Source organism: Mucilaginibacter ginsenosidivorax, assembly GCF_007971525.1.
Classification (GTDB): Bacteria; Bacteroidota; Bacteroidia; order Sphingobacteriales; family Sphingobacteriaceae; genus Mucilaginibacter; species Mucilaginibacter ginsenosidivorax.
In genome coordinates this window covers 2,970,259-2,994,662 of record NZ_CP042437.1, presented here as the reverse complement: position 1 = coordinate 2,994,662, position 24,404 = coordinate 2,970,259, and the positions used below count along the sequence as shown (strand labels likewise).

Sequence of the window (24,404 nt, the reverse complement as noted above, 5' to 3'; positions counted from 1 at the left end):
TTAGCTAACATTTTGGACGAATCAGGGCGACATTCCAAGTGTTATGTAATAGGTTGTAAAAGTTTTTAAATATGTTATTTATTTAGTGTTTGCGGATATACCGGTTAACGGATATTTTAAAAGTGACTCACTTACTGGTTTTTATAAAGAACGATTTAGGTTGTTACATTAACAGCTGCTTTGGCTTAACCAACGGCTTAAAAACTTATTTCTGCACTATATCTATCTCAATCCTTGTTAGTCCCTATATTTAGGAAAAAAACATAACGTTTAATTAATAAAATTAATTAAACGATTTTACAAAAATACAAAATAATAAAAACATTTATTCATTTTTTGTGTATTGAACGATATAAATATTAGGGGTAGACTAATAAACTTTAGTCACAATACTGCTTTTAAGGCATTCAAATATTTTTAAACCTAAAAGCCCCGGATTATTCCAGGGCTTACACTTACCGATGATTTTATTTGTCAGGCTTTCTTTAATTCTGTTTCATACAACACCTTTCCTTCATAATTTACAGCCTTTACATTTAAACGGGAAGCATCTGCCGAAAAATACATAAAGCCATGCTCTGACGCCTGGAAACGGCTGTAGGGCTGCTCTTCTTTAACCGCAGTAAGCTCCGATCCTGCTCCTGAAATGAATTGGTGGGTTACGCCATCTAACTTTAAATGTTGCAGGGAATGTTCATGGCCAGATAGATATATATCAACCTTATGATCGTTTAAAGTTTGATACAGGGCCTTTTTTATGGTGATGGTATCGATATTATTAATACGCGGACCAACAGTGCAAAACGGGTGATGTCCTACCACAATCTTCCATTTTACATCTGCCGAAGCTTGGTCCAGCGTTTCGTTTAACCATTTCATCTGCGTTTCTACGTAGTCGGCTTTGTCGGCATGTAAAAACGGATCGGTATCTATCATCACAAACAGGATTTTATCCTTCTTTTTATCCTTTATGCCTGCAGAAATCTCTTTGTCTTTATCCTTATTCAAACTAACTTCTTTTGAATAATAGCGGGCGGGCATATTCCACCGGCGGCTTATTTTGCTGTACCTGATCTGTGCGTCAACATCTGAATGATAATCATGATTGCCAAATACCGGGTACCAGTCGCATTGCAGGGAATGGGCTGTATAGATACTTTCAAACGAGTAATGCCACAACGGATCGTTTTCGCTTACCACGCCTTTGGGATAAAAGTTGTCGCCAACCGATATAACAAAATTATTAGGGTGTTCTGCACCCCATTTACCCATTTGTTTGGCTACTTCCAGCTGGTCGTATTCGCCGTTGCGGCCCCAATCGCCAATGGCCATAAAATGCAATGCAAAGTCGTCTTTAAGAGATGCGCTTGGCGATAGATCATCGCTCTCAAAATAAGTAACTTTAGGTTCGGCATCGACCGCTAAAGGGCCTATTAAAGTTGCGCCAATAGCGCCAATAGCTGTATTGCGTACAAAATCTCTCCTTTTCATATTAATGACTATTGAAGGCTATAAACCAGTACTTTGAACGATCCGGGTATGGCGGTTTTTGTGCCCGGTTCAAAATTGGCCACCGGGAAATAAAGTTTATGGGTACTTAAATCCAAAGCCATGGTTTTGGCCCTGTTTTGGGTTGTAATGGTTTGTGCCGGTATGTAATTATCCGGGGTATCCTGTTTAAACACAGAGGCTGTTCCGTCGCCATTGGAAGCAATCAGCATTTTGGTGGCAGGGTCGAATATAACTGCATCTACACCAGCACCAATTGGCAGGGTTTGGATAACTTTTCCGGTGGGGATATCAACAACGCTTAAACCTTTGTTTTCGCGGCAAACGGAAAACAGCTTTTGCCCCTTTTTATCAATAGCCAACCCGGTAGGGCCACCACACGGGCTAAGTGTATAGTTTTGTGTTACCTTATATGTTTTGGTATCAATAACATTTAAGCTGCTTTTATCCTCCAGGTTGTTGTAGATAAGTCCTTTACCGTCGGCAACGGCAAATTCGGGCGCGCCGCCCATATCAATAAAAGCAATTTGCTTCATCGTTTCGGGGTCAACAACGCAGGCACTGCTACTATGGCCATTAAAAGTGAAGATTTTTTTTGATGCCGGGTCGAAGAGAATGGCGTCAGCACCCTTATGGTCAAGTGGCACGCGGTTTATAATCGCCAATGTTTTTAAATCAAATACAATTACCTGGTCGGCCTTGCCATCACTTATAAAGCCCCGGTTTAACTGATTGTCGACAGCAATACCATGCACGCCCTGCATTCCCGCTATGGTGCCTTTAACTGTTTCGGTTTTTAAATCAACAACATTTACTGCGGTTCCGTGCGATACGTATAAGGTGTTATTTGGCTGGTCGATGAAAGCATAATCGTAACCGCCATCACCGGGTAAAGCGATTGTTTTTTCGGCCACATAATTTTGTTGCTGGGCAAGTGCGCAAAAAGGCAAAGCGGCAAAAAATATCAATAGTATGCTGAGATTTTTCATGATGTTGAATTTAAATTTTGATAAAAAAATAAGAATCTGACTTGTGGCCAAATTCTTATTTTTTTTGATTAGTACTATTTTAGTGTTTGTTGCCTTTGCCATCAGAGGTATAGGCTCCGATATCAGCATTGTAAGTAGGATTACCTTTGCCAATTGCAGGCGAGCCGCTTTTTAGGTGAAAATCGTTGTTATTTGCAGCGCCGTTTGGCAGCAGGAACGATTTATCAAAACTGGTAAATAACGGATCGGCAGTTGCTGTACTGGTAGAGATAATATCTGTTGTTTGTGCTTTACCAGCAGCACCGGCCGGGTAAAATCCGTCTCTTAGTTTAACGGTGATATTTGGGGTAGCGGTTTTATCAACATAAGTATCGGCGGTAGCATAAAATAAATTGTTGCCATATTTTACGTTTGCTACGTCGGCATCTAAAAATATTTCTAACCCATGGTAGCAGTTAACAATAATGTTGTTATAAATACGCCCCTGGGCACTTACACCTGCAGAAACACCACGACCGGGCTCTGCCGCACCTCGTCTCCAACCGCATGATACCAGCGTGTTATTATAAACGTCGACACTGGTTTTTGCGGTAGTTACAACAGCTGCGGTTTCCAGTTTTATACCTGTACCTGCCTGGCTAAATACTACGTTATATGCTACCACGCCATTAGCTCCTGTTTTAACATTAATACCCTCGCCATCATTGCTACCGCCGGATTGGATGGTGTTACGCAATATGGTTATTTGTGCACCACCGAATAAGCCAAGGCCATCATCCTGTCCGTTTTCAACCCAACTGTCCTCAATGTCAACCTTAATAGGCTTGCTTACCACAAGCGTTCTGCGTGCGCTGCCTGTTTTATCCGGGCCACCGGTGTTAAATATTTTTGTCCACTGAATAGTTACCGCTTGCGCGCTATCGCAAGCAAAGCCGCCCCATGTGCCGCCCAGGTGAGTATCCGAATCAAAAGTTACCGGACTTGCCTGTGTGCCCATTGATTGTAACACACCTTGTATTTTAAATTGCGAATTGTTTTTAACAATGATGTTAGCACCCGGCTGAGCCAAAAGGGTATCGCCAATTTTTACATACACATCATGGTTCATGGTATAGGTTTTTCCCGCTAATAGTGTGCCTTTTTCAAAGCCGCCAATAGTATCAGCGTTAATTGGATGCGACGGCGGAATTACCGGTTTAACAACGTTGGTTGTTTCTTTTTTAGAGCATGCCGACATGGAAGCCACTAATGCAATGGCAGCTATCCAGAAAGAAATTTGTTTGGTTTTCATGTTTCGATAAATTTTGTTTGTTGTTAATAATTGTAGCGCAGGCCCGCCAAATAAGAGGCCTTTGTTACCTGGTTCCCGTTCTGAAAGTTGTGCAGTACAACCGTAGTATGAGTATTTAAAAGATTATTTAATTTGGTGAATACAGTAAAGTGTTTGCCAATTGCCTTATCGGCCGAAAATGCCAGTGTTGATAATGGCTGTTGAATGTAGTTATCGCCATTATTAGGATAAGTAGCTACTAAGGTTTTACCCAGGTATTGGTAGGCAACCTGCGCATTTAATCTGGCCCTGGTGTTGCGGTATAAAAATGACAGGTTAAGGTCATGCACTGCCGCACCGGTTAGCATCCGGTGCTCAATAACAATATTAGGATTGCCATTTACCGATGGATTATTACGATCTATCTTATTGCTGGCCACATCCGAATGGTTGTAAGCATAATTGCCACTCACTCCGTAATTACCCCAAAACTGGGTATAAGCCACCTCGAAACCGGCAACCGTAGCGCTTGGCGGGTTTTGAGGTTTAAAAATTGAATTGGCGCCACTGTTGCTGCTGTATGAATATTCAATAGGGTTGGTTAGTTGTTTGTAATACAGCCCTACAAAAAACTGCTCATCTGCTTTAGGAAAAAGCTCATACCGTAAATCGAAGTTGTTGGATGTGGTGTGTTTTAAATCGGGATTGCCTGTAATTGTAGTACCACCGGTGCTTGGGGGCGATGTTGGCACCAGCTCATAATAAGCAGGCCGGGCAATTGATGAAAAATAAGCCAGCCTTAGGTTGGTTTTATCGTTTAGGATATATTTAAAAGAGATGCTGGGCAGCACATCAGTATAATTTTTATTTACATCAGATGCGTTGGTAACATCCTGCCTTACGTGGTAGCCTTGAGAAGTAACCTCGGTGCGTACTCCGCCAAATATATCTAACCGGGGCAGGCTTAGTTTAAACTCGCCGTAATAGGCTGTAATATTTTCAAATGCATTGTAATTGTTGATATTAAAGTCGCCCGCGCCAAGCGGGGTGTAAACATTCCATTGCGCCGAGTTGATATCTGTAAATGTAGGTTTGCCGCCATTGGCATCAGGCACGGGGCGTAATATATACTCGTCTTCATAATTGTACCTGGTTTTATGGCGATATAGGCCGCCTGCTTTTAATACCAGTGCCGAATTGCTGAAAAAGGTTTTGTAGCTGATGTTGGCTGCGCCGTTATAATCTTTATCGTTATTATGCGCCCATATCCTGTCAATATTATCAAAATAATTAGGTGTTTTGGTATATACCCGTGTAGCCGGATCATAGGTGATCAGCAGGTTGGTATTGATGTCTGCCTGATCTGGGGTTCTTACAAACGCGTCAGAAAAAGCGCCGTACCAGTTAACCTGAAAATGTTTGTCCAGTATATGGTCGCCGGCGATTTTTAAATTTTCAATATACTGGCTGGTAAGGGTTGATTGATATACGGTATTAACAGGGCCGGTGCCTGGTACGGTGCGGCCCCCGTTGCCGCCTGTAATAGAAGTATCGGCAGTAACCGACGCCTCGGCAAGGCGTGTGTAAATAAATACGTTATCTAAAGTGATCTTGTTTTTATCGTTGATCTTGTAATCCAGGTGAGTGTTAAAATTGTTTAACAGTTCGTGGCTGGATATGCTCCGGTTATAAATATTGTTGATACGTGGCCGGTGATCAGGGTCGGCCGGATCTGCATTGCCGTCGTTGCCTTCCGTGTTCGAACCAAAGTAGATATTCTGATAACTATCGCTTACTATCAGGCCCAGTTTCTTTTTAAAAAGTCTTTCGCCATAGGTAAAGCCTATTGTACCGGTTGGCGGCGGCGAAACATTTTTAAAATCGAGGTTTGACCGGGTGAAATCATTGGGTTGTGCAACATAATTGGCCCCGTTTGATTCTGAAGGGCTATATTTCTTGATGTCGGAAGTTGAAAACTGAAGAAATTTCCTGTCGATGAATAATTGATTATATCCTAATGCTGCCGTGGCCGAGATTTCCCGTTTTTCGGGTGCATCCTTGAAAACCAAATTAACGGTACCGCCTATGGCGTCGCCTTCCATATCGGGCAGCAAGGTTTTATCAACTTCAATACGGGCCAACATATCTGATGGCACAACACTTAGCGATACCAACCTTGTTTTGCTTGATGGGCTGGCTATTTTTATACCGTTTATAAGCGTGTTGTTATAACGTGGCTCAAGCCCTCTGATAATGGCATAGGCGTCATCGCCACCTGCGTTGCGTTGAATGGTAACACCGGATACGCGCTGCAAAACGTTTGCCGCATTAATATCCGGCGATTTTTCAATCGCCTTTGCACTAACAACGTTTTTAATATTGTTTGAATTTTTTTCGTTTGAACGGGCGGCCGCTTCAGTTTCGGTAGCCAGTTTGCCGTATACTTTTACGGTTTCAAGATTGTTAAGGCTTTCTGTGAGCGCGATGCTCAGGTTTAATGCCTGGCCGGCAGATAAAGTCACCCTTTTTTCGAATTTTATAAATCCTACATATGACAGCTTAATTTTATACTGCCCTGCTGCAAGGTTTGTTATGGAAAACTTACCTTGCCCATCGGTATTTGCGCCCTTGTCGGTTCCATCTAAATGAACGTATGCGCCGGGCAATGGCTCTTTACTTAAACCGTTCAATACAACGCCGCTTATAGTAGCATTTTGGGCGAATGCAAAAGCTGGAAAAAGGGAAATAACAACTAAAAACAGGTAAATTTTGCGGGCCATATCACAATTTTGCTGCAAACTACCCGGGCAATCTTGTATTAATTCTGAATAAACCGCCCCCGGAAAATAACTTAACCTAATGATAATTACACATTAATAAACGCGGGAATTAAACGCAGATGTGGTGATTTTATAATACAACAACGTAACCTTAGTTTAACAGATATTCAATTTTTTTACAGCGCGTTAAGAGGGAGCGCACTGGGCTTGTGTAAAATATCAACATTGATTAAAAGGTGCAATAATGGGTATCTGTGTTATTTATATAGCCCAAATGACAAACCAAATATTATTTTTGTAGATAAGGGGCGAACCTGCAAAAAGGTTGCGCATTTTTAAAAACAAACTTAAACTCATAAAAACTGATTGATGGTTGCCGGTGTTGGGATAGATATGATAGAGATTGACCGCGTGGCTGTCAAAATTGAAAAGGGCGGCGGTTTTCGCGAACTGGTGTTTTCGGAAAAAGAAATAGCTTATTGCGAACTTAAGACTAACAAATACCAGCATTATGCAGCACGTTTTGCTGCAAAAGAAGCATTTTTTAAAGCATTGGGCACAGGCTGGTTAAATGGTACAGCATTTAACGAAGTTGAGATAAGTAACAATGCCGATGGTAAACCCGAACTTACACTCATTGGCCAAACCGGCGAATTATTAAGAGAGCAAGGCCCAATGAAAATTTCCGTATCATTAACCCATCTTAAGGCCATCGCATCGGCCGTTGTAATTATCGAAAAGTGACAGATCAAACCACATTTATATCGCAGGAACAAATAGTAACCATGCAGGAACAAAAACTGCAGGAATTGCTGGCATATCTTAACATCCATTCGCCTTTTTATAAGGAGTTGTTTGATGCCAACAACGTAAACATAGATGATATTAAAACGCTGGATGACCTGAAACTGATCCCTACTACGGTAAAGGAAGATCTGCAAAAACGTAATGACGATTTTATGTGCGTTAGCCGCGACCAGATCATTGAATACAGCTCAACATCGGGCACATTGGGCAGCCCGGTTACTATTGCCCTTACCGAAAATGACCTTTTACGCCTTACCTATAACGAATATAGCTCCTTTACCTGCGCAGACGGAAAGCCCGACGATGTTTACCAGCTCATGCTCACGCTGGACAGGCAGTTTATGGCCGGTTTAGCCTACTACTCTGGTATCCGCAAAATAGGCGCGGGCATTATTCGCCTGGGGCCTGGGGTGCCATCGTTACAATGGGATACCATTTTGCGGCTTAAACCTACGGCCATTGTTGCCGTGCCATCGTTTGTTTACAAGCTTATTCAATACGCGGAGGAGCACGGTATCGATATCAATTCAAGTTCGGTAAAAAAGGCGGTTTGCATTGGCGAGAATATCCGTAATACCGATTTTTCGCTTAATATCCTCGGTAAAAAAATTACTGATGCCTGGGATATCAAACTATACTCTACTTATGCATCAACCGAAATGCAAACGGCGTTCACTGAGTGCGGATACGGTAAAGGTGGCCATCATCAGCCCGAATTACTGATAGTGGAGCTGCTGGATGAAAACAACCAGCAGGTTGCCCCTGGCGAACCAGGAGAAGTAACCATTACAACATTGGGTGTTGAGGGTATGCCCCTGCTGCGCTATAAAACCGGCGATATTTGCCTGTATGATGATGCGCCGTGTGAATGTGGGCGAACCACCTTACGTTTATCGCCAATTATTGGCCGTAAAAAGCAGATGATCAAATTCAAGGGCACCACGCTTTACCCGCCGTCGCTTTTTGATTTGCTGAATGGGATGGAAGAGATATTGGATTTTGTAGCCGAGGTTTACTCCAACGAAATTGGTATGGACGAAGTGCTGCTACACATCCTGCCGGTAAACTATACCGATGAGTGCGACCGGAAGATACGTGCCAATTTACAAGCCAGGCTAAGGGTAAGCCCGCATGTTACCTATGTACAGTACGATGAAATTCAGAAGATGCAATACAAGGAATCGGGCCGCAAACCGTTTAAATTTATCGATCGCCGGAAATAAAAATATCTTCGGGCAATTCAGTCGGTAGTTCTTCTTCCGACGGCGATTTGCCGAAGATCTTATCCAGCAGGTTTAATATCGGTACGGTCATAAATGTAGTTACCAGGGCCATAATCACCAATATGGCAAATACTTCTTTGTTTAATACGCCAAGGTCGTAACCAATATTCAGTACAATCAGCTCGACAAGGCCGCGGGTGTTCATTAACGCGCCTATGGAAAGGCTATCTTTCCAGCTTTGGCCAACAAATTTGGCTGCCGATGCACTGCCTGCAAACTTGCCGGTAACAGCCACTAATATAGTTAAACCGCAAATAGCCCATAGGTAGGGCGTATCCAATAAGCCAATCTGTGTACGCAAACCGGTAAAAACAAAAAACAAAGGCAGCAATAAAAACAGGGCTACATCTTTTATACGCTCCACAAACACCCCGCGAAAGGTAATGTTATCGGGCATTACGATGCCGGCCATAAAGGCCCCAAACAGCGCGTGGATGCCTATACTTTCGGTAGCGTATGATGAAATAATGAGCGTTAAAAAAAACATAGCCACCGGCATACCCACGTAACCCGGCCTGATGTTGCGGCTATAGATGCGCTTTAAAAGCGGTTTTACGCCCTTCAGCATAATCAATACATAGGCAATGGCCATTAGGGCTGTATAAACAAAACTCATTACCGAGCCCGCCTTAACCACTGCTATTACAACCGTAAGCAGGCACCAGGCGGTAATATCGTCGGCAGCGGCGCAGGTAATTACCAAAGCGCCAAGGCGTGTTTTGTTAATGCCCCTTTCCTGGCAAATACGTGCCAAAACCGGGAAGGCAGTAATGCTCATGGAAATACCCATAAACAAACCAAACGAAAAAAAAGGCACCCCTGCAGGCGCCAGCGAACGATAGATAAAATAAGCCAGCCCAATGCCCAATGTAAACGGAATGATAATACTGGCGTGGCTAATGACAATGGCATCCTTGCTTTTGCTTTTAATAGCCCGCAAATCAAGCTCCATGCCTATCACAAACATAAATATGATTAAGCCAATCTGGCTTAAAAACTGCAACGATCCTAATGATTGGGCCGGAAAAACAACATGAGAGAATGCCGGAAAAAACCGGCCTACCAGTGATGGGCCTAAAGCTATCCCTGCAAATATTTCGCCTATAACGCGGGGTTGCCCCATTTTTTTACACACCCAGCCTGCCAAATTACCCGCTATTATGATAATGGCTATTTGCGCCAGTAAGGTAGCCAGGGGGCCGGTAAGGTTTTTTATCAATCCATCGGTAAACTGGTGCAGGGCACTTTTACTGCTCGCCGCCAGTTTAACTATGTTACGTCCCTTTTCAAGCTCGCTGCCGGCCGTTAATGCCAGGTATATTAAAAAGGAAAATCCGCCTATGAGGATAATGTAAAAAAATATATTCCTGAATTTCTTCATTTTTTAAATACCCCTTTAAATTTAAAAAAAACAGAAGACTCATGCTGAATTGTAGCATCTACCTTTAACGAACCATCATCGGTGGTGGTATAGGTTATCTGCATATTGGCTGTGCTGTTTACCTGCGGGTTTAATATGGCTAAAAACTTCATTTCGCCGGCTTTAAGCAGTTTTGTTTTGGTGCCAATAATGTTTTCCAGCACTTCTTTTACCATCTGCATCATGCAAACCCCCGGCACAACCGGCTGGCCGGGAAAATGGCCTTCAAAAATCTGGTGACCCGCATTCAGGGTGATAGTAGTTTTTGAGGTATTACCATCGGTGTTTGGCGCGGTAAACTGAAAAAAGGATTCCTGGAGCATATGTTTCAGCTTATCTTTCTATTTTTTTTAAACCGATGGTAAATTTAAAGTTTTTATGGTCGATACCTATAGTATCGGGTATGCCATTTTTATAGCTGGTCATGGTAGCAACGGCAACGGGTTTTCTTTTGGATGATTTTTCCATTCGTAAAAGGGTATCACCGGCCATGTTGGTGATATAATAGTTGGCGCCTTTTTCCTGCGGAAGCACATAATATAGATGGGTGCTATCTTTAAGCATGTACCGCTCATGGCTGCCCTCCTGGCGCATCAATATCAAATCAAAATCCTTTCTTAGCGTTTTAATTACAGGGCCCTTATCCATTTGCGGAATGATGGAGTATACTTTAAAGCTCCCATCTTTCATGAATGCGAAATCAAAGAATTTTACACCCATCTCGCTGGAAAATACAATGCGGGTGCTGCTATCCGGCATCGCCTTCATCAGTAGCAGGCCGCTTAAATGATGGCTGGTTACATTTATTTCGGCATTGTATAATACCACTGAAAATTGGGGGCGAAATTGGTAGATATGATCAAAATTACCCGTAGCGGGCTTCAGGTTTTTGTAAACCGAAGAACAGCCGGCAAAAGCAAGCAGGCAACTACTTAGCAGCAAAAAGCGCGTCAGGCAGGTTTGCATTAATCTCTTTATTTATAAAGTGAATGGTAGTATTATCGCCGGATGGCTCCTGCATATCAATATTACTTACCGAGTTGTCTTTTTTATCAACCGAGATATTGATTGATTTAAAAAAATCTTTTATCCCCTTTGATAGCGGCGCCAGCTCTACCAGGTAGCTTCCCTTGCTTTCAAACACTTTTACTTTAAAATCGGGGTTGCTCAGGATAGATCCCTGCACACAGTCGATAATGATCTTGTTGATTTGCTGGAAAAGTTTGTTGGATTTGGTGTTGATTTTATTTTCCTTCTGCTCATCCTTTACCAAAATATTGTCTTTGTTGATGATCATCAGGTATTTGGATGGCTGGGTATATTCCATCCGCACCATGTTATCCTTTTTAAACCAGAATTTTCCTTTGGATGTGATCTTTTCCGATAGCATGCTCAGGTTTTTCTCCTGCACAAAATCACTTTTAATACTGGTAGTTTTTTGGGCGGTAGCCGTAAACTGGGCTTTAAATGCCGACAGATCTGTAAGCTGGGTATAACCGGCATGCTGCGCATTGGCGTTAAATGCGGCGGCAAGTATGGCTACAGTAAGTAATAGTTTGTTTATTTTCACTACTAAAGGCAATTATTATTTAGATAGACACCAGGATTGTAAAATGGTTTGATTGGGAGTATTCCTCCATGCTAAAAAAGCAAAAGTCTGTCATTCTGAACGTAGTGAAGAATCTATTCACCGACACTTATAGTCGTCTGAAAAGTCCTCGAATAGATGCTTCGTACCTCAGCATGACAGTTTATAAAACGGAAGTCATCCCGAACTTGTTTCGGGATCCCACAGGAAAAGTGACTCGCATGATGTACACTTAGCGTATGGGGTGCTGAAACAAGTTCAGCATGACATTGGGAATTAAATCGTAGCAGTTATTGTTGTTTATGACTGATAACAATCCCCTGTCTTAATTCTTGATTCTAATCTCTTGACTCTGTTATGCTGCCTGGTTAGCCGTAATATACTCGGCCATGGTGCGCACCGACTGAAATACTTTGGGGCCGTCTTCGGCTTTTGAAAGTTTAATTTTATAAATACTCTGCATCAAAACTATCAGCTCCAAAACATCTATCGAATCCAATCCTAATCCATCGGCAAACAACGATTCATCATCGCCGATATCGCCGGGCTTAAGGTCTTGCAGGTTTAACTGGTCTATGATCTGTTCTTTCAGATCATTCATTAATTTGTCCATTTTATAACTATACAGGCGAGTTAATTTGCTCCCCTAACTTAATAATTCGCGCTAATTTTTTTATTGCCGTATCATGATTTTTAACATACGGGTTCTGCTGGTCCCACACATATCCTGCCAAAACAGAACAGATCTGGTTTTTAATCTCGGGAACAAAAGTACCCGAAAAAAAGATGGTATCCAGCGTCCCTTCGTACCAGGCATTTACGTACGACCGGAAAACATCCACGCCTTGCATCACCTTTTCTGTGTATTCGGTTTCCCAATCAATATCTTCGCCGTTTAGCTTGCGGACAACCAATTTGGCAGCATTTTGGCTGGATACAGTTGCCAGCGTAACACCCGATGAGAAGATGGGATCTAAAAACTCGGTTACATTGCCGGTAAGCACAAAGCCTTCGCCGTGAAAAGTATTGGTGGTGCTGCTCCAGGCTTGTAATATCCTTGGCTCAAAAACAAATTCAACATCTTTAAAGCGCTCGCTCAGGTAGGGTTCTGCGGCAATTAAGCTGCGTAGTTTAGCTTCGTCATCTGCGCCTTCGTAACCTGCAAAAAAGTCCGGATCGCCTACAAACCCCAACGAGGTTACGCCGCTGGAGAAAGGTATAATCCAAACCCAAACGCCGGGTTTATGTACCACTATGGTGATGCGGTTAGGTTCTTCAAACAGGTTGCGCTTTACATCTACCGTATGTGTAAATAAAGCCTTGCGTTGCGGCAGGCCCGATGGTTTATCCAGGTTAAATAACTTGGGGATAACCCGGCCATAGCCACTGCCGTCAATAATAAACCGGGCCTCAATTTGGGTTTGGTTGCCATCAATATCTTCAACGGTTGTTATCGAATCAGAGCCGTTGAATTTGATATCGGTAACCGTAGTTTCATAATGTACCGGGATACCCATGCTTTCGCAGGTATCGGCCAGGGTTTTATCAAATTCAGAGCGGGGCACCTGCCATGTCCAGTTCCAGCCATCAGTAAACTGATCTGAAAAGAAGTAATCGCAGATGACGCCGTTTTTTACAAACTTGGCTCCGAATTTTTTCTGAAATCCTTTTGCCTCCACTGCTTCAACAAAGCCGGCATCGGTTAATGCTTCCATGCAGCGGGGTAACAGGCTTTCGCCAATTACAAAACGCGGAAATTTTTGCTTTTCAACAATTTTAACTTTAAACCCTGCTTTATTCACAATAGAAGCAGCCACCGTACCCGCCGGGCCGGCGCCAATTACCAACACATCAACTTTTTCTGTATTCATCAATTTTACTCTTTTGTGTCTTATTCTGAGGCCCGATTTCTGTGGTCGGAGGTCTGGGATCTGTAGTCTGTTTATTGTTTCCGACCTCCGACCCCAGACCCCAGATCTCAGAACCCATATTTCTTTTTCCACTCTTCAAAAAACACCGGATTGGTTAATTGAAGCATAAAATTATCGCGCTGTAAAAATACCTGTACGGTTGAACCTGTAACCACTACCTCGCCGGTTGCTGCGTTTAACAGCCGGTAGTTAAAATTTAACCGGGCTGCTTCGCTTGGTACGTATTCGGTTTCAATAATTACGTTGTCGCCGTAACGCAAAACCTGTTTGTATTTACAATCAATACTTACAATAGGGGTTACGTATTGGTTATTGTAAACTGTAAGGTAATCAATGCCATATGCTTTTCCAAAAGCCTCCCTGCCATCTTCAAAATAGCGTACATAGTGCCCGTGCCACACAATACCCAGCGAATCAACCTCGCTAAACTTCACACTTATCTCGGTGGCATTTATCAGTGTTTTTTGCAATTCTTCGTTCTGTTTACTGCCGATACATTTTCGTGCCGGCGTCAATTTTGTAAAGGATGAATCTGTGCCGGCAAAGGCGCAGATCATCCTTGTCAGTGCTTTTTATTTCCAGCTGTTGTAATCAGATTTTACATCTTTCATTACATTTAAAAACGCTTTTGCCCAGTAGTTTTTAAGGCCGAAACCGCCTGGTTTTCCTTCATAATATTTGGTTAGCAAAACTGTTTTTGTTTTCATATCAACAAAGGTTATCCAAACACCGGCTTTATCAATGCCTTTGTTCATGCCGCTTACAAAAAATATATAGCCAATACCTTCTTTGTTCTGGAAATCGTAACCCTTTACAATAGCGGTAATTTTTGCCTCATCCAATAATTTAAAATCGCTCGGGTTGTCGGTGTAAAGTTTATCAAACTTTGCCTTGGCGTTTGAAGCTTTAGCTACATCAAGCGCATAATCAACAGAACTGTGGTGGATTGATTCGGCCACATCATATTTCTTTTGCTCGGTAACAAAAAGGCGGTTCCATCCTACGGTATAATCGTCTCTGAATTCCTCAGGTGTTATATCGTCTTTTTTTCCGATACCCATTACCTTGGCTTCAGCCGTACCTATAAATTTTGTTTGTGTAAAATCAAGTCCTAACCAGGTAATTTTAGCACTGCCCGAAAAAATATCGGCTTTTGTGCTTTGCGCCAAAGCAGGCAGGCTGCTTACAACTGTTAGTAAAAAGGCTATCAGCCAGGTGTTTTTTGTAGGTTTCATTTTGATGATTTAGATTAAATTATTTATTGTTGAATTATAAATACTTTCATCTGGCACTGCGCCAAAGTTTCTTCGCCGCGTTTTACCTTCCCCGATATCAGTGTTACATCAAATATTTGATTATCAATAACGATTTCCGTTTCTAAGATATCATTTATTTTAGGCAAAGAAAACACTTCGAGGTTTTTAATAGCACCAATATAACCTATAGCATCGGCTTTTTGGCTGTTTTGGGCCAGGTATCCGGCACGGGCGGCGGCCGTTTGCGCTATGTTTTCTACCAGCCCTCCCGCGCTAAATTCGCCATCCTCAACCAGTACGTTATCTGCTTTTATACAAAATTGGGTGCGGCTGCTTTTATCATCCGTCCAGGTCAAATGATCTATCATCACAAAAGGAAATTTTTGCGGGATAAGGTCGGGAGTATTGGCAGGAGGTACAAACATATTAGCAGGTTTAACAGGTTTTAACAGTGGCTCAGGTAAAATCAGTAAAGGTTTTGCAGATCAGCATCTGCAAATTGCGCAATTATTACACCAATTCGCCGGCGTTCACCTTGGTATTAACATATTCATAAAAATCCTGGAAAGTGATAATGCCGACAAAATCTTCGGGCTGCACCTTAAAATTGAAATTGCTTTCAATTACAACAACCAGGTCTATATAATCCAGGCTGTCAAGTTCAAGGGTATCTTTCAGGATGGCTTCAGGCGATATTTTCGCCACACCAATTTCAAATTCTTCTGCTAAAAAAGCATTTGTTTTTTCTATAATTTCTAAAAACTGCATAAGGGTAGGTTAATCAATATTTTTTAATAATCAGCGACGAATTTGTTCCGCCAAAACCAAAAGAGTTCGACAAAAATACGTCAAAATTCCGTTCGATGGTGGTGGTAGCGATATTTAACTTAACCGAATCCTCGTCGGGGGTTTCGAAGTTGATGTTTGGCGCGATGAACGAATTTTGCATCATCAGCATAGAGTATACAATCTCGCTTGCGCCGGCCATCCAGCACTCGTGGCCTGTCATAGATTTGGTTGAGCTTACCAGCGGCTTGCTCGATCCAAAAACCTCGTGGATAGCTTTGGCCTCACTGGCATCACCCGCAGGGGTTGATGTGGCATGGGCGTTTATGTAATCAATATCGGCCGCGGTCATACCTGCATCCTTCAGGGCCATAGCCAATGAGCGTACCGGGCCGCCAACGGTAGGGTTGGATATGTGGCCGCCGTTTGATGAAAACCCATAGCCAATAACCTCGCCCAAAATAGTTGCGCCACGGCGTTGTGCCGATTCCAGGCTTTCTAAAATCACGGTAGCTGCGCCGCCGCTTGGCACCAGGCCATCCCGGCTTTTATCAAACGGTCGCGATGCCTTTGTTGGCGTAGCTTCCTGGGTAGAGAAAGCCGAAAGCGCATCAAAGCTACCCATCGAAAAATGGTTAAGCTCCTGGGCGCCGCCGCAGATAATACCTTCCTGCAGGCCGCTTTTAATAAGATGATAGCCAAGGCCGATAGCGTGCGAGCCGCTTGCACAGGCTGCGCTTACCGTGAGGTTGATGCCTTTTAATTTGAATATGGTGGCCAGGTTCATGCTCACGGTGGAGTTCATGGTTTGGAAAACCGCTCCCGAGCCTACCAGCATAGTATCTTTTTTTACGCGGATGATATCGGTACAATCAATAACCGGCTTGGCCGAGCTATCGTTACCGTAAAGGATACCTATTTCATTTTGATCGAGGTAATCCATATCGATGTCTGCCTGGGCCAATGCTTCAATGGTGGCCATATAGGCATACTCGCCCTGTTCGGGCAGCATAATGCGTGAACGCCTGTCGAGCTTTTCTTTTAAGTTGGGCCGGTCGACAAAGCCGGTTAAGCCAGACCGGTAACCAAACTCCTTGCGCATAGAATCGAGTAAAATGCCCGATTTGCCGTGGAAAAGCGAGTCTCTTACCTCGTCCTGGGTTTTCCCAATGCACGAGTAAATCCCCATCCCTGTAATCACAACTCTATTCATAACGCTAATACCGGCTTAATCATTTAACAATTCCCTTAAAACTAAATAAATTTATTTAATCCTGAAATATTAATGTGTTTGTTTAATATGAACAAATGATTAATTATGAATAAAGGCCGCCATTAACAGAAATTACTTCGGCAGTAATATACGAAGCTTCGGGCGATGCTAAAAAGCCAACCACGCTGGCCACCTCTTCGGGGGTGCCGAAGCGTTTAATGGGGATCATGGATTTTAGCTCTTTTTCATCCAAACCGTCGGTCATATCGGTTTTAATAAAACCGGGGGCAACTGCATTAACGGTAACACCGCGACGCGCAATTTCCTGCGCCAGCGCCTTGGTTGCGCCAATTACACCCGCCTTGGCAGCCGAGTAATTAACCTGGCCAGGCAAACCTTTTAAGCCCGATAAAGATACCACATTAATAATGCGGCCATATTTTTTAACCAGCATGCCGTTTAAAACAGCCTGGGTTACATAAAAGAAACCGCCTAAACTGGTATTTAATACACTGTCCCACTGCTCATCTTTCATCCACATCATCAGGGTATCATCCTTAATGCCGGCATTATTTACCAGCACTTCAATGTATTTTTCAGTATTAGTTTCAACCCAGCCGCCTAATACAGCGCGGATATCTTCTTTGCTGGATACGTCAAATTTCATTATCTCGCCATCGCCGCCGTTTTCTTTAATTGCAGCTAACGTATTGTCGGCTTCTGCCTGGTTGCTTTTATAATTAATAAGCACGTAATAGCCCATGGTGGCCAGTTTATAGCAAACGGCGCGGCCTATTCCTCTTGATCCGCCTGTTACTAATGCACATTTCATCGTCCTGGTGTGTTAATTTTTTACGTAAAGTATATGCTTGCAATTATAAAATGTGGGAGTTTCTCTTTTTAATGAGGTGCACGTGCTCGGCTTTTTCAAAGTATTGCTTCACGTTCACCATATCCTTATACTTTGGCTTATCCTCAATAAACTTAGGGAATATGGCACGCAGATCGGTGTAAACGGTATGGGTTGTGGGCGACAGCTTTTCGCTGCAATCCAGGTGATCAATAGCTTGTAAAATAGCCATCATTTGTATGGCCAGCACTTCAAAGGTATTGTCGATAACGCGCTTAGTCATCAATGCGGCGTTGCAGCCCATGCTTACAATATCCTGGTTATCATTATTATTAGGGATACTGTGCAGGTACATTGGGTACGATAGGGTCTGGTTTTCGGCAGTGGTTGAAGTGGCAGTAAACTGCATACCCTGCATCCCGAAGTTAAAGCCCAGCACACCCAGGTTAACAAACGGAGGAAATTTATGGTTCAGCTTCTCGTTAAGCAGGTAGTTTAACTGCCTTTCGGAAAGCATACACAATTTGGTAATAGCTATTTTCAGTTTATCCATAGCCAGGGAAACATAGTCGCCATGGAAATTACCGCCGTGGAAAATGTTTTTGGCCTCGTGGTCAATCACCGGGTTGTCATTTACAGAGTTCAGCTCATCTGTAACAACGCGCTCCACTTCAAAAATGGTATCGTAAACCGGGCCCAAAACCTGGGTTACACAGCGCAGGGAGTAATACTCCTGTACCTTATCCAAAAAAACTTCCTGGTTAAGGTTATCGGGGTTATACAGGTGTTCCGACCGATCGCGGATCATTTTGCTGCCGGTAAGCACATCGCGCATAATGGCAGCAACCTCGTTTTGGCCCCGGTGGTGTTTTACCACGTTAAGCTCGTAAGAGTAATGATCATCAAAAGCCTGCACCACCTCGTTAATCATAGACGACAGCACGATTGACCATTCCAGCAGTTTTTTGGCCTGGATGATGTTTACCATGCCAATACCCGTCATGGCCGATGTGCCATTAATAATGGCTAAACCTTCGCGGATTTTTATAGATAGCGGCTCGATGCCCAGTTCTTTAAACAATTCGGCAGTGTCGTGCTGCTCGCCTTTATAGCTTGATTCGCCTTCGCCAATTAAAACCAGTGCCAGGTGGGCCAGTTGCACCAAATCGCCGGATGCGCCTACGCCGCCATGTTCAAATACATTGGGGGCAACATCCTTATTAATTAATTGGGTAAGCAGTTCGGGCAAATCGGTATGCACGCCCGACCGGGCCTGCATAAAGCTGTTAAGCCTGGCAATCATCAGGGCTTTAACCAGCAGGGGCTGCATTAAATTACCACCACCCGAAGCATGGCTGCGGATAAGGTTGTATTGTAACTGCAGCAAATTTTCTTCGCTCACCTTATACTGGGCCATTGGCCCGAAACCGGTGTTGATACCGTATATGAGCTTGTTTGAAGAGAAACCCTGCAAAAACTGGTAATTAACCTCAACATTCTTAACAACCGATGCATCCAAGCCAACTTCCTCGCCATCAAACAAAATCTTAGCAAAATCATCGGCAGTAAGGTACCGCGCCCCTATATGTATCATGAACTAAAATTATTATATTAAAAAAGAAACTTCATTAAAAATTCACACAAAAAACGTCCGAAAATAGGATAAATATTTCAGATATGATACTATTTAAGTTCTTTATTGATGCCCCACCAAACGCAAATAAAGCATATAAATAACCGTTTCGGGGTTATTAAACCGTTTATGTAAATACGCAGACGATAGAAGTATTCAAAACGTTACACGGCAATAACCAGCGTGTTTTGGACTAAGTTATCAACAGGCAATGCTAAAGCCTACACCACATAGGTTTGTACTGGCAGTTTTAATATCAAACATTTCAATGGTTTTCAGGTTTAAAAATTGGCCCCTGTGTTAAAGGGCCAGGATAAGTAGTTGAAGTTTAACATTTTTCAATCCCGATAGTGCAGCAAAACAACATAAACAAAAGGTTTTACATCGTATTCAAAATTTTATTATTACCGGTATTGGTGGCCATACAAAATTATGCTTACGCGCAGGAGGTAGTTGTTCACGACTCCCTGAAAAGAGATTCAATAAAACATCATGCCGATTCGGTGAAGTTTCAGAAAAAAGCCAATGATATTTCAAAACAGTATGATTTTGGTAACCTGGTAACAGCTGTTTTACACCCCAAAAAGAAGCCCGATTCTGTTTTCAAAAAGCCTTCGGGCATAACGGTTATTCCCAATATTGCATCTAACCCCAGTATTGGGTTTCAGCTGGGTATAAAGGCCGTGGCAGGGCGTAAATTAGGGGGCGATCCGAATACGCTATTATCGGTTGCGGCAACTTCAATATCGTATACCACAAAAGGGATTCTTTATTTTTATATCAACCATAACGTTTATACCCCAGGCAACAAGTGGAATTTTCAGGGTAATATAGTGGCGGCCAAAAGTGTTACACCCGATTTTGGTTTGGGAATAGGCCAGCCAGATCCGGGAGGCAGCGCAGCCGACCAGGCGCTTGTTAACGCAGGTCGTAAAGGCCGTGCATACCATTCCATCTATTTAAACCTGCGCGAAAAGGTATATAAGGAAGTAGAGAAAAATCTGTTTGTAGGTGCCGGTGTGTCGTTTGATATCCGTACGAAGATTCAGGACAAAGCAGATACCACCAACCATTTAACGCCGTATAATATTTACAGTGATGAGCACGGATTTAAGCGGGATAGCTATCGGGCTGATGGTTTGCTTTTTAACGTTCAGTACACCACCCGCGATAATCAGAACCGTGCCTATAAGGGAATTTATGCCGATGCGGGTTTCCGGGTTAACCAAACCTGGATGGGTAGCACCAAAAGCGCTGTACAGTTTACTACCGATTTCAGGAAGTATTTTAGCTTATCGTCAGAAAACCCGGAGCATGTTATTGCCTTTTGGAACTGGGGTTCGTACCTCATTAGCGGCGATATACCCTATCTTGAATTGCCCGGTACGGCCAAAGATGGCAGCTTTCGCAGCGGCAGGGGCTACACTACCGGTTATTTTAAGGGTACCAGGTTTAACTACAGCGAAGTGGAATACCGTTTCCCTATCCTCAAAAATAAATTCATAAGCGGGGTAGCCTTTTTTAGCGAGCAAACCGCGAATGACGAAGCCGGAACCAAGCTATTCCAAAAATTTCAGCCTGGCGGCGGTGGTGGTTTGCGGGTGCTGTTTAACAAAGCTACCCGCACCAATTTGTGCCTCGACTATGCCTTTGGCAAGTTTGGCTCAAAAGGCTTCTTTTTGGGTTTGAACGAGGCTTTTTAGGGGTTTTACAACACCACTTCTGTCATCAGGAGCTTATCGAAAGAGACTGCTTAAAGCTCTTCCCTTTAGGCTTCAGCCAAATACTTATCACCTGTTGTAAACTCCTTGCATGCGCAGTTTTAAAAACTTTGGTCTCCCGCCGGTTTTCGTTCTTCCTCCATTAAAAATTAATTTCAATACTGCTGACATAGGGCTGTCATTGCCTACCGGTAATTTCGTTAAAAATTAAAACGGAAAATCATGAAAAGCTTCGGTTCGCAAAAAATCAAAACGGTACCAGATGATTATACATCAATAACGCCATGGATCATATCGCCATCATCGGTCAATTTAATTGCCTTTTTGATAGCGGCATTTGATGCCAGGGAAGTTCCAAATAGCAGGATTACCAATGATGAAGGCGTAATTATACATGTGGTAGTGAAAATTGGAAACGCCTTGGTTATGTTATTTGATTCAAGAACGGATTGGGCATCAACGCCGTCGTTTTTGAATTTGTATGTGGACGATGTTGAAAGCGCCTATCAAAAAGCTTTAGAACTGGGCGCTAAATCGGTTACCGACATAACTACGCTTTATTTTGGAGAAAAGGTTTGCCGGGTTTTAGATCCCTTTGGCAACCTTTGGTGGATTAATCAACGCGTTGAAGAGGTTGATTTTACCAACCCGGCAGAAATTGGGCAAAGAGCATCAACCCCTGAAGCGATAGAGGGAATTGCCTATATTCAAAAATCATTAGATGGGGCCCTGAAAACCCAGAAGCGGTTTTTCGAGAATAAAGCTGCAAACTAAAAACAAAAAGGGGGATACTTCGTAAGTCTCCCCCTTTATAATTGATGCAGTGCATAGCATTTATCTTTATGCTTTTTTTACCAAAAAACGTTTCCTGAGCCATTCGCGAACAGGTTCATCGTACAGTTTAAGGCAGGCATAAGCAATGGCTATGCTGCTAACCAGCACAACCGAGCCAATGCAAAGGCTGTAGCCCATGGGTACTTTATTATCAATAACCCAGGCGGTGTACCAATAAATTAAAGGGTAGTGGGTTATATAAATGGGATAAGAAATATCGCCAAAAAACTGGCACACTTTTGTGGCTGTTTTGCCAGTAAGCTCGCCGCCGGCACCAATGGCAACAATAAGCGGGAACATGATAATAATAACAAATGCTTCGTATAAACCGTTCATCCAAAGGTGTTCGGTGCCGCCAATTCTGGGGATAGCCAGTACAATAAAAACAAGTATGCTACACACAGCGAACGCGCTTTTAATATGGATAAGCTTTCCTAAGCGCGAAAGCAGTATCCCGGCAAAAAACGGGTAAAGCAAACGGGTAAAGCCTATGCTCATCTGCTGTTTATTGATACTCCAGCCACCTATAACATCGCCCTGCGGCCCGGTTACCAGGTAGTTGATAAGCAAGCCGGCAAATATGGCCACAAATATGGCAAGTACTGTTTTTGAAAAGTGGCGCACAATTACCGCGTACAAAATATTGGCTATGTACTCAAAAAACAACGACCAGGCCGGGCCATCCAGCGGGTGCATCTCCTGCCAGCCGCGTATATCCATTGATATGGGTATCGGGATTAGTGTACAACCAATAACCATAACCAGCAGCATTTTCCAAACGGGCGTGGCGCTTATCAGCGGGAACACCGTAGGCGATGCCTGCAGATAAAAAAATATGGCGCCAATAATACTGCCCATGATAACCATTGGCTGCAACCGGATAAGCCTGCGTTTATAAAAATCCCATTGACCCATTTTGCCCCAACGATCATCATAAGCATAGGCCACAACAAAGCCCGAAAGCAGGAAAAAGAAATCGACAGCAAGGTAGCCGTGATTAATGATCTGGGCAAAGCGGCTGCCACCATTATTGGCCTCCAGAATATGGAAGGTTACCACTAACAGGGCGGCTACACCGCGCAGTCCGTCTAAAATTTTATAATGGCTTTTTGATTCGAGGTACGCAGGAGTTTGGGTCATTAGTTTAAGCGTGTTAAAGGTTTTGTATGGCTTTGGCCGTGCCAACGCGGCACGAATTATAAATATGCTTTATTTTATTGAAATACAAGAAGAAATGTAATGTTATAACCGGTTTATTGAACAGGGGTGCCCCTATGCGTTTTTGTGACGCAATGATAAATAAAACTTTTAAATTGACAATAGGGCTAATGATGTTGTTTTGCATGCGATGGAACAAAAGTGGGCTTTAATAAAGCAAAGCACAAAAGGCCATTTGTTTCGCTCCTGTTTTTTTTGACGTTTTAAACAAAGCGGTTTGATGTTTTAAACAAACCTGCTTTTTCCTGGCTCCCTTAGTTTTGTCTTGAAAATAAAATTAAAAAACGATGAACTTAAAAGACAATTATAACGGAGCCCTACAGCAACCGCTCCAATCGGGGTTTAATGCAACATCTACTGTTCATGATGTTATAAAAGGGATTGATCTTAATGGCAAAACTGCCATTGTTACGGGTGGTTATGCGGGCATTGGCCTCCAAACGGTAAAAACACTGGCTGCGGCCGGCGCAACTGTAATGGTACCGGCCCGCGATATCAGTAAAGCCGCTAATAACTTAAAAGGAACTGCCAATGTAATCATTGAAGAAATGGACTTGCAGCAGCCCGAATCCATCGATGCGTTCGCAGCAAAATTCCTCGCGGTTCATGATGCCCTGCATATCCTGATTAATAATGCCGGTATTATGTGGGTGCCACTGCAACGGGACGGGCGGGGATATGAGTCACAGCTATCTACCAACCATTTGGGCCATTTTCAGTTAACGGCCAGGCTTTGGCCCGCTTTGCGGAAAGCAAATGGCGCCCGTGTGCTTAATGTATCTTCTTTTGGCCACCAAATTGCGCCGTTCAATTTTGACGATCCCAATTTTATCAACCGCGATTACGAAACTTTACAGGGCTATGGGCAATCAAAATCGGCCAATAATCTTTTTGCGGTAGAGCTTGACCACCGGGGCAAGGCTTTTAATGTGCGCGCTTTTTCGGCGCACCCCGGTTCGGTAATCGGCACCGACCTGGGCCGTGTAGCACCTATGGCTTTATTTCAGCAAATGGGCACCCATGACCAGGATGGTAACATTAAGCCGGAAGTGGCAGCCAAGCTAAAAAATATTGACCAGGGCGCTGCTACATCGGTTTGGTGCGCTACCAGTCCGCAATTAAATGGCATAGGCGGTGTTTATTGTGAAGATGCCGATGTGGCCGAGCTTGACGAGGGAAATATTAATCATGACTACAGTGATCCTTCATCCCTGAGGGGTGTAAAACCATACTCGGTAAACGCCGAAAATGCACGAAAACTGTGGGCATTAAGCGAAGAAATGACCGGGGTATTATTTAGGGCTGATTGATAGGGG

At 43.2% G+C, this 24,404-nt stretch carries 23 protein-coding genes; 5 read left to right on the top strand and 18 right to left on the bottom strand.

The window, feature by feature from the left end:
- Positions 1 to 474: 474 nt before the first annotated feature.
- The 4 genes from FSB76_RS12420 to FSB76_RS12405 form a co-directional block, all read right to left on the bottom strand.
- Complete coding sequence (locus tag FSB76_RS12420; RefSeq protein ID WP_147053884.1) at positions 475 to 1,491, bottom strand: metallophosphoesterase; 1,017 nt, start codon at positions 1,489 to 1,491, stop codon at positions 475 to 477.
- 8 nt (positions 1,492 to 1,499) lie between these two features.
- Positions 1,500 to 2,498 carry a YncE family protein gene (locus FSB76_RS12415; RefSeq protein ID WP_147053883.1) on the bottom strand — a complete coding sequence of 333 codons (999 nt, stop codon included), beginning with the start codon at positions 2,496 to 2,498 and terminating at the stop codon, positions 1,500 to 1,502.
- 79 nt (positions 2,499 to 2,577) lie between these two features.
- Positions 2,578 to 3,789 (bottom strand): right-handed parallel beta-helix repeat-containing protein, encoded by a 1,212-nt coding sequence (locus FSB76_RS12410; protein WP_147053882.1) that lies wholly within the window; start codon positions 3,787 to 3,789, stop codon positions 2,578 to 2,580.
- Between the two features lie 23 nt (positions 3,790 to 3,812).
- Positions 3,813 to 6,548 carry a TonB-dependent receptor gene (locus tag FSB76_RS12405; protein WP_147053881.1) on the bottom strand — a complete coding sequence of 912 codons (2,736 nt, stop codon included), beginning with the start codon at positions 6,546 to 6,548 and terminating at the stop codon, positions 3,813 to 3,815.
- A gap of 369 nt (positions 6,549 to 6,917) precedes the next feature.
- Here FSB76_RS12405 and acpS point away from each other — a divergent pair, with 369 nt between their 5' ends.
- Both acpS and FSB76_RS12395 read left to right on the top strand, forming a co-directional pair.
- Entirely contained in the window at positions 6,918 to 7,292 is a 375-nt protein-coding gene (gene acpS / locus FSB76_RS12400) for a holo-ACP synthase (protein ID WP_147053880.1), read from the top strand.
- Positions 7,289 to 8,578, top strand: a complete 1,290-nt coding sequence (locus FSB76_RS12395) for a phenylacetate--CoA ligase family protein (RefSeq protein WP_225976493.1) — start codon at positions 7,289 to 7,291, stop codon at positions 8,576 to 8,578. Before acpS ends, FSB76_RS12395 begins: the two co-directional genes overlap by 4 nt.
- Here FSB76_RS12395 and FSB76_RS12390 read toward each other — a convergent pair.
- The 13 genes from FSB76_RS12390 to FSB76_RS12330 form a co-directional block, all read right to left on the bottom strand.
- Positions 8,559 to 10,019, bottom strand: a complete 1,461-nt coding sequence (locus FSB76_RS12390) for a cation:proton antiporter domain-containing protein (protein WP_147053879.1) — start codon at positions 10,017 to 10,019, stop codon at positions 8,559 to 8,561. The genes FSB76_RS12395 and FSB76_RS12390 overlap by 20 nt on opposite strands.
- On the bottom strand, positions 10,016 to 10,381 hold the full coding sequence (locus FSB76_RS12385; protein WP_147053878.1) for a 3-hydroxyacyl-ACP dehydratase: 366 nt from the start codon (positions 10,379 to 10,381) through the stop codon (positions 10,016 to 10,018). Before FSB76_RS12385 ends, FSB76_RS12390 begins: the two co-directional genes overlap by 4 nt.
- Before the next feature lie 10 nt (positions 10,382 to 10,391).
- Entirely contained in the window at positions 10,392 to 11,024 is a 633-nt protein-coding gene (locus FSB76_RS12380; protein WP_147053877.1) for a hypothetical protein, read from the bottom strand.
- Entirely contained in the window at positions 10,987 to 11,628 is a 642-nt protein-coding gene (locus tag FSB76_RS12375; RefSeq protein ID WP_225976492.1) for a LolA family protein, read from the bottom strand. Before FSB76_RS12375 ends, FSB76_RS12380 begins: the two co-directional genes overlap by 38 nt.
- A 373-nt stretch (positions 11,629 to 12,001) precedes the next feature.
- Positions 12,002 to 12,259: a phosphopantetheine-binding protein gene (locus FSB76_RS12370; protein ID WP_147053876.1), complete on the bottom strand. Its 258-nt coding sequence runs from the start codon at positions 12,257 to 12,259 to the stop codon at positions 12,002 to 12,004.
- A 7-nt stretch (positions 12,260 to 12,266) separates the two neighbouring features.
- The gene (locus tag FSB76_RS12365; protein ID WP_147053875.1) at positions 12,267 to 13,517 is read right to left on the bottom strand and encodes an NAD(P)/FAD-dependent oxidoreductase; all 1,251 of its coding nucleotides are present in this window, start codon (positions 13,515 to 13,517) and stop codon (positions 12,267 to 12,269) included.
- A 107-nt stretch (positions 13,518 to 13,624) separates the two neighbouring features.
- Positions 13,625 to 14,134 (bottom strand): acyl-CoA thioesterase, encoded by a 510-nt coding sequence (locus FSB76_RS12360; RefSeq protein WP_147053874.1) that lies wholly within the window; start codon positions 14,132 to 14,134, stop codon positions 13,625 to 13,627.
- A 15-nt stretch (positions 14,135 to 14,149) separates the two neighbouring features.
- Entirely contained in the window at positions 14,150 to 14,812 is a 663-nt protein-coding gene (locus FSB76_RS12355; protein ID WP_147053873.1) for a hypothetical protein, read from the bottom strand.
- Positions 14,813 to 14,835: 23 nt separating this feature from the next.
- Entirely contained in the window at positions 14,836 to 15,258 is a 423-nt protein-coding gene (locus FSB76_RS12350; RefSeq protein WP_147053872.1) for a 3-hydroxyacyl-ACP dehydratase, read from the bottom strand.
- A gap of 85 nt (positions 15,259 to 15,343) precedes the next feature.
- Positions 15,344 to 15,601, bottom strand: a complete 258-nt coding sequence (locus FSB76_RS12345; RefSeq protein WP_147053871.1) for a phosphopantetheine-binding protein — start codon at positions 15,599 to 15,601, stop codon at positions 15,344 to 15,346.
- Positions 15,602 to 15,614: 13 nt separating this feature from the next.
- Positions 15,615 to 16,832, bottom strand: a complete 1,218-nt coding sequence (locus FSB76_RS12340) for a beta-ketoacyl-[acyl-carrier-protein] synthase family protein (protein ID WP_147053870.1) — start codon at positions 16,830 to 16,832, stop codon at positions 15,615 to 15,617.
- Between the two features lie 103 nt (positions 16,833 to 16,935).
- Positions 16,936 to 17,664 (bottom strand): 3-oxoacyl-ACP reductase FabG, encoded by a 729-nt coding sequence (fabG, locus tag FSB76_RS12335; RefSeq protein ID WP_147053869.1) that lies wholly within the window; start codon positions 17,662 to 17,664, stop codon positions 16,936 to 16,938.
- A 43-nt stretch (positions 17,665 to 17,707) separates the two neighbouring features.
- Positions 17,708 to 19,276 carry an HAL/PAL/TAL family ammonia-lyase gene (locus tag FSB76_RS12330; protein WP_147053868.1) on the bottom strand — a complete coding sequence of 523 codons (1,569 nt, stop codon included), beginning with the start codon at positions 19,274 to 19,276 and terminating at the stop codon, positions 17,708 to 17,710.
- Between the two features lie 389 nt (positions 19,277 to 19,665).
- Here FSB76_RS12330 and FSB76_RS12325 point away from each other — a divergent pair, with 389 nt between their 5' ends.
- Together FSB76_RS12325 and FSB76_RS12320 are read left to right on the top strand one after the other, a co-directional pair.
- On the top strand, positions 19,666 to 21,018 hold the full coding sequence (locus FSB76_RS12325; RefSeq protein WP_225976491.1) for a BamA/TamA family outer membrane protein: 1,353 nt from the start codon (positions 19,666 to 19,668) through the stop codon (positions 21,016 to 21,018).
- A gap of 240 nt (positions 21,019 to 21,258) precedes the next feature.
- Positions 21,259 to 21,810: a VOC family protein gene (locus FSB76_RS12320; RefSeq protein ID WP_147053867.1), complete on the top strand. Its 552-nt coding sequence runs from the start codon at positions 21,259 to 21,261 to the stop codon at positions 21,808 to 21,810.
- Positions 21,811 to 21,876: 66 nt separating this feature from the next.
- Here the strand turns inward: FSB76_RS12320 and FSB76_RS12315 are convergent, their stop codons facing one another.
- On the bottom strand, positions 21,877 to 23,010 hold the full coding sequence (locus tag FSB76_RS12315) for an acyltransferase family protein (RefSeq protein WP_147053866.1): 1,134 nt from the start codon (positions 23,008 to 23,010) through the stop codon (positions 21,877 to 21,879).
- Positions 23,011 to 23,375: 365 nt separating this feature from the next.
- On the opposite strand from FSB76_RS12315, the gene FSB76_RS12310 reads away from it, so the two are divergent.
- A complete protein-coding gene (locus tag FSB76_RS12310) occupies positions 23,376 to 24,398 on the top strand; it encodes an SDR family NAD(P)-dependent oxidoreductase (RefSeq protein WP_147053865.1) in 1,023 nt (340 codons plus the stop codon).
- Positions 24,399 to 24,404: the final 6 nt, after the last annotated feature.

Bases quoted from the DNA above. Each gene is read 5' to 3' on its own strand.
- FSB76_RS12420 (WP_147053884.1), bottom strand. From the start codon at position 1,491: ATGAAAAGGAGAGATTTTGTACGCAATACAGCTATTGGCGCTATTGGC.
- FSB76_RS12415 (WP_147053883.1), bottom strand. From the start codon at position 2,498: ATGAAAAATCTCAGCATACTATTGATATTTTTTGCCGCTTTGCCTTTT.
- FSB76_RS12410 (WP_147053882.1), bottom strand. From the start codon at position 3,789: ATGAAAACCAAACAAATTTCTTTCTGGATAGCTGCCATTGCATTAGTG.
- FSB76_RS12405 (WP_147053881.1), bottom strand. From the start codon at position 6,548: ATGGCCCGCAAAATTTACCTGTTTTTAGTTGTTATTTCCCTTTTTCCA.
- acpS (WP_147053880.1), top strand. From the start codon at position 6,918: ATGGTTGCCGGTGTTGGGATAGATATGATAGAGATTGACCGCGTGGCT.
- FSB76_RS12390 (WP_147053879.1), bottom strand. From the start codon at position 10,019: ATGAAGAAATTCAGGAATATATTTTTTTACATTATCCTCATAGGCGGA.
- FSB76_RS12385 (WP_147053878.1), bottom strand. From the start codon at position 10,381: ATGCTCCAGGAATCCTTTTTTCAGTTTACCGCGCCAAACACCGATGGT.
- FSB76_RS12380 (WP_147053877.1), bottom strand. From the start codon at position 11,024: ATGCAAACCTGCCTGACGCGCTTTTTGCTGCTAAGTAGTTGCCTGCTT.
- FSB76_RS12370 (WP_147053876.1), bottom strand. From the start codon at position 12,259: ATGGACAAATTAATGAATGATCTGAAAGAACAGATCATAGACCAGTTA.
- FSB76_RS12365 (WP_147053875.1), bottom strand. From the start codon at position 13,517: ATGAATACAGAAAAAGTTGATGTGTTGGTAATTGGCGCCGGCCCGGCG.
- FSB76_RS12360 (WP_147053874.1), bottom strand. From the start codon at position 14,134: ATGATCTGCGCCTTTGCCGGCACAGATTCATCCTTTACAAAATTGACG.
- FSB76_RS12355 (WP_147053873.1), bottom strand. From the start codon at position 14,812: ATGAAACCTACAAAAAACACCTGGCTGATAGCCTTTTTACTAACAGTT.
- FSB76_RS12350 (WP_147053872.1), bottom strand. From the start codon at position 15,258: ATGTTTGTACCTCCTGCCAATACTCCCGACCTTATCCCGCAAAAATTT.
- FSB76_RS12345 (WP_147053871.1), bottom strand. From the start codon at position 15,601: ATGCAGTTTTTAGAAATTATAGAAAAAACAAATGCTTTTTTAGCAGAA.
- FSB76_RS12340 (WP_147053870.1), bottom strand. From the start codon at position 16,832: ATGAATAGAGTTGTGATTACAGGGATGGGGATTTACTCGTGCATTGGG.
- fabG (WP_147053869.1), bottom strand. From the start codon at position 17,664: ATGAAATGTGCATTAGTAACAGGCGGATCAAGAGGAATAGGCCGCGCC.
- FSB76_RS12330 (WP_147053868.1), bottom strand. From the start codon at position 19,276: ATGATACATATAGGGGCGCGGTACCTTACTGCCGATGATTTTGCTAAG.
- FSB76_RS12320 (WP_147053867.1), top strand. From the start codon at position 21,259: ATGAAAAGCTTCGGTTCGCAAAAAATCAAAACGGTACCAGATGATTAT.
- FSB76_RS12315 (WP_147053866.1), bottom strand. From the start codon at position 23,010: ATGACCCAAACTCCTGCGTACCTCGAATCAAAAAGCCATTATAAAATT.
- FSB76_RS12310 (WP_147053865.1), top strand. From the start codon at position 23,376: ATGAACTTAAAAGACAATTATAACGGAGCCCTACAGCAACCGCTCCAA.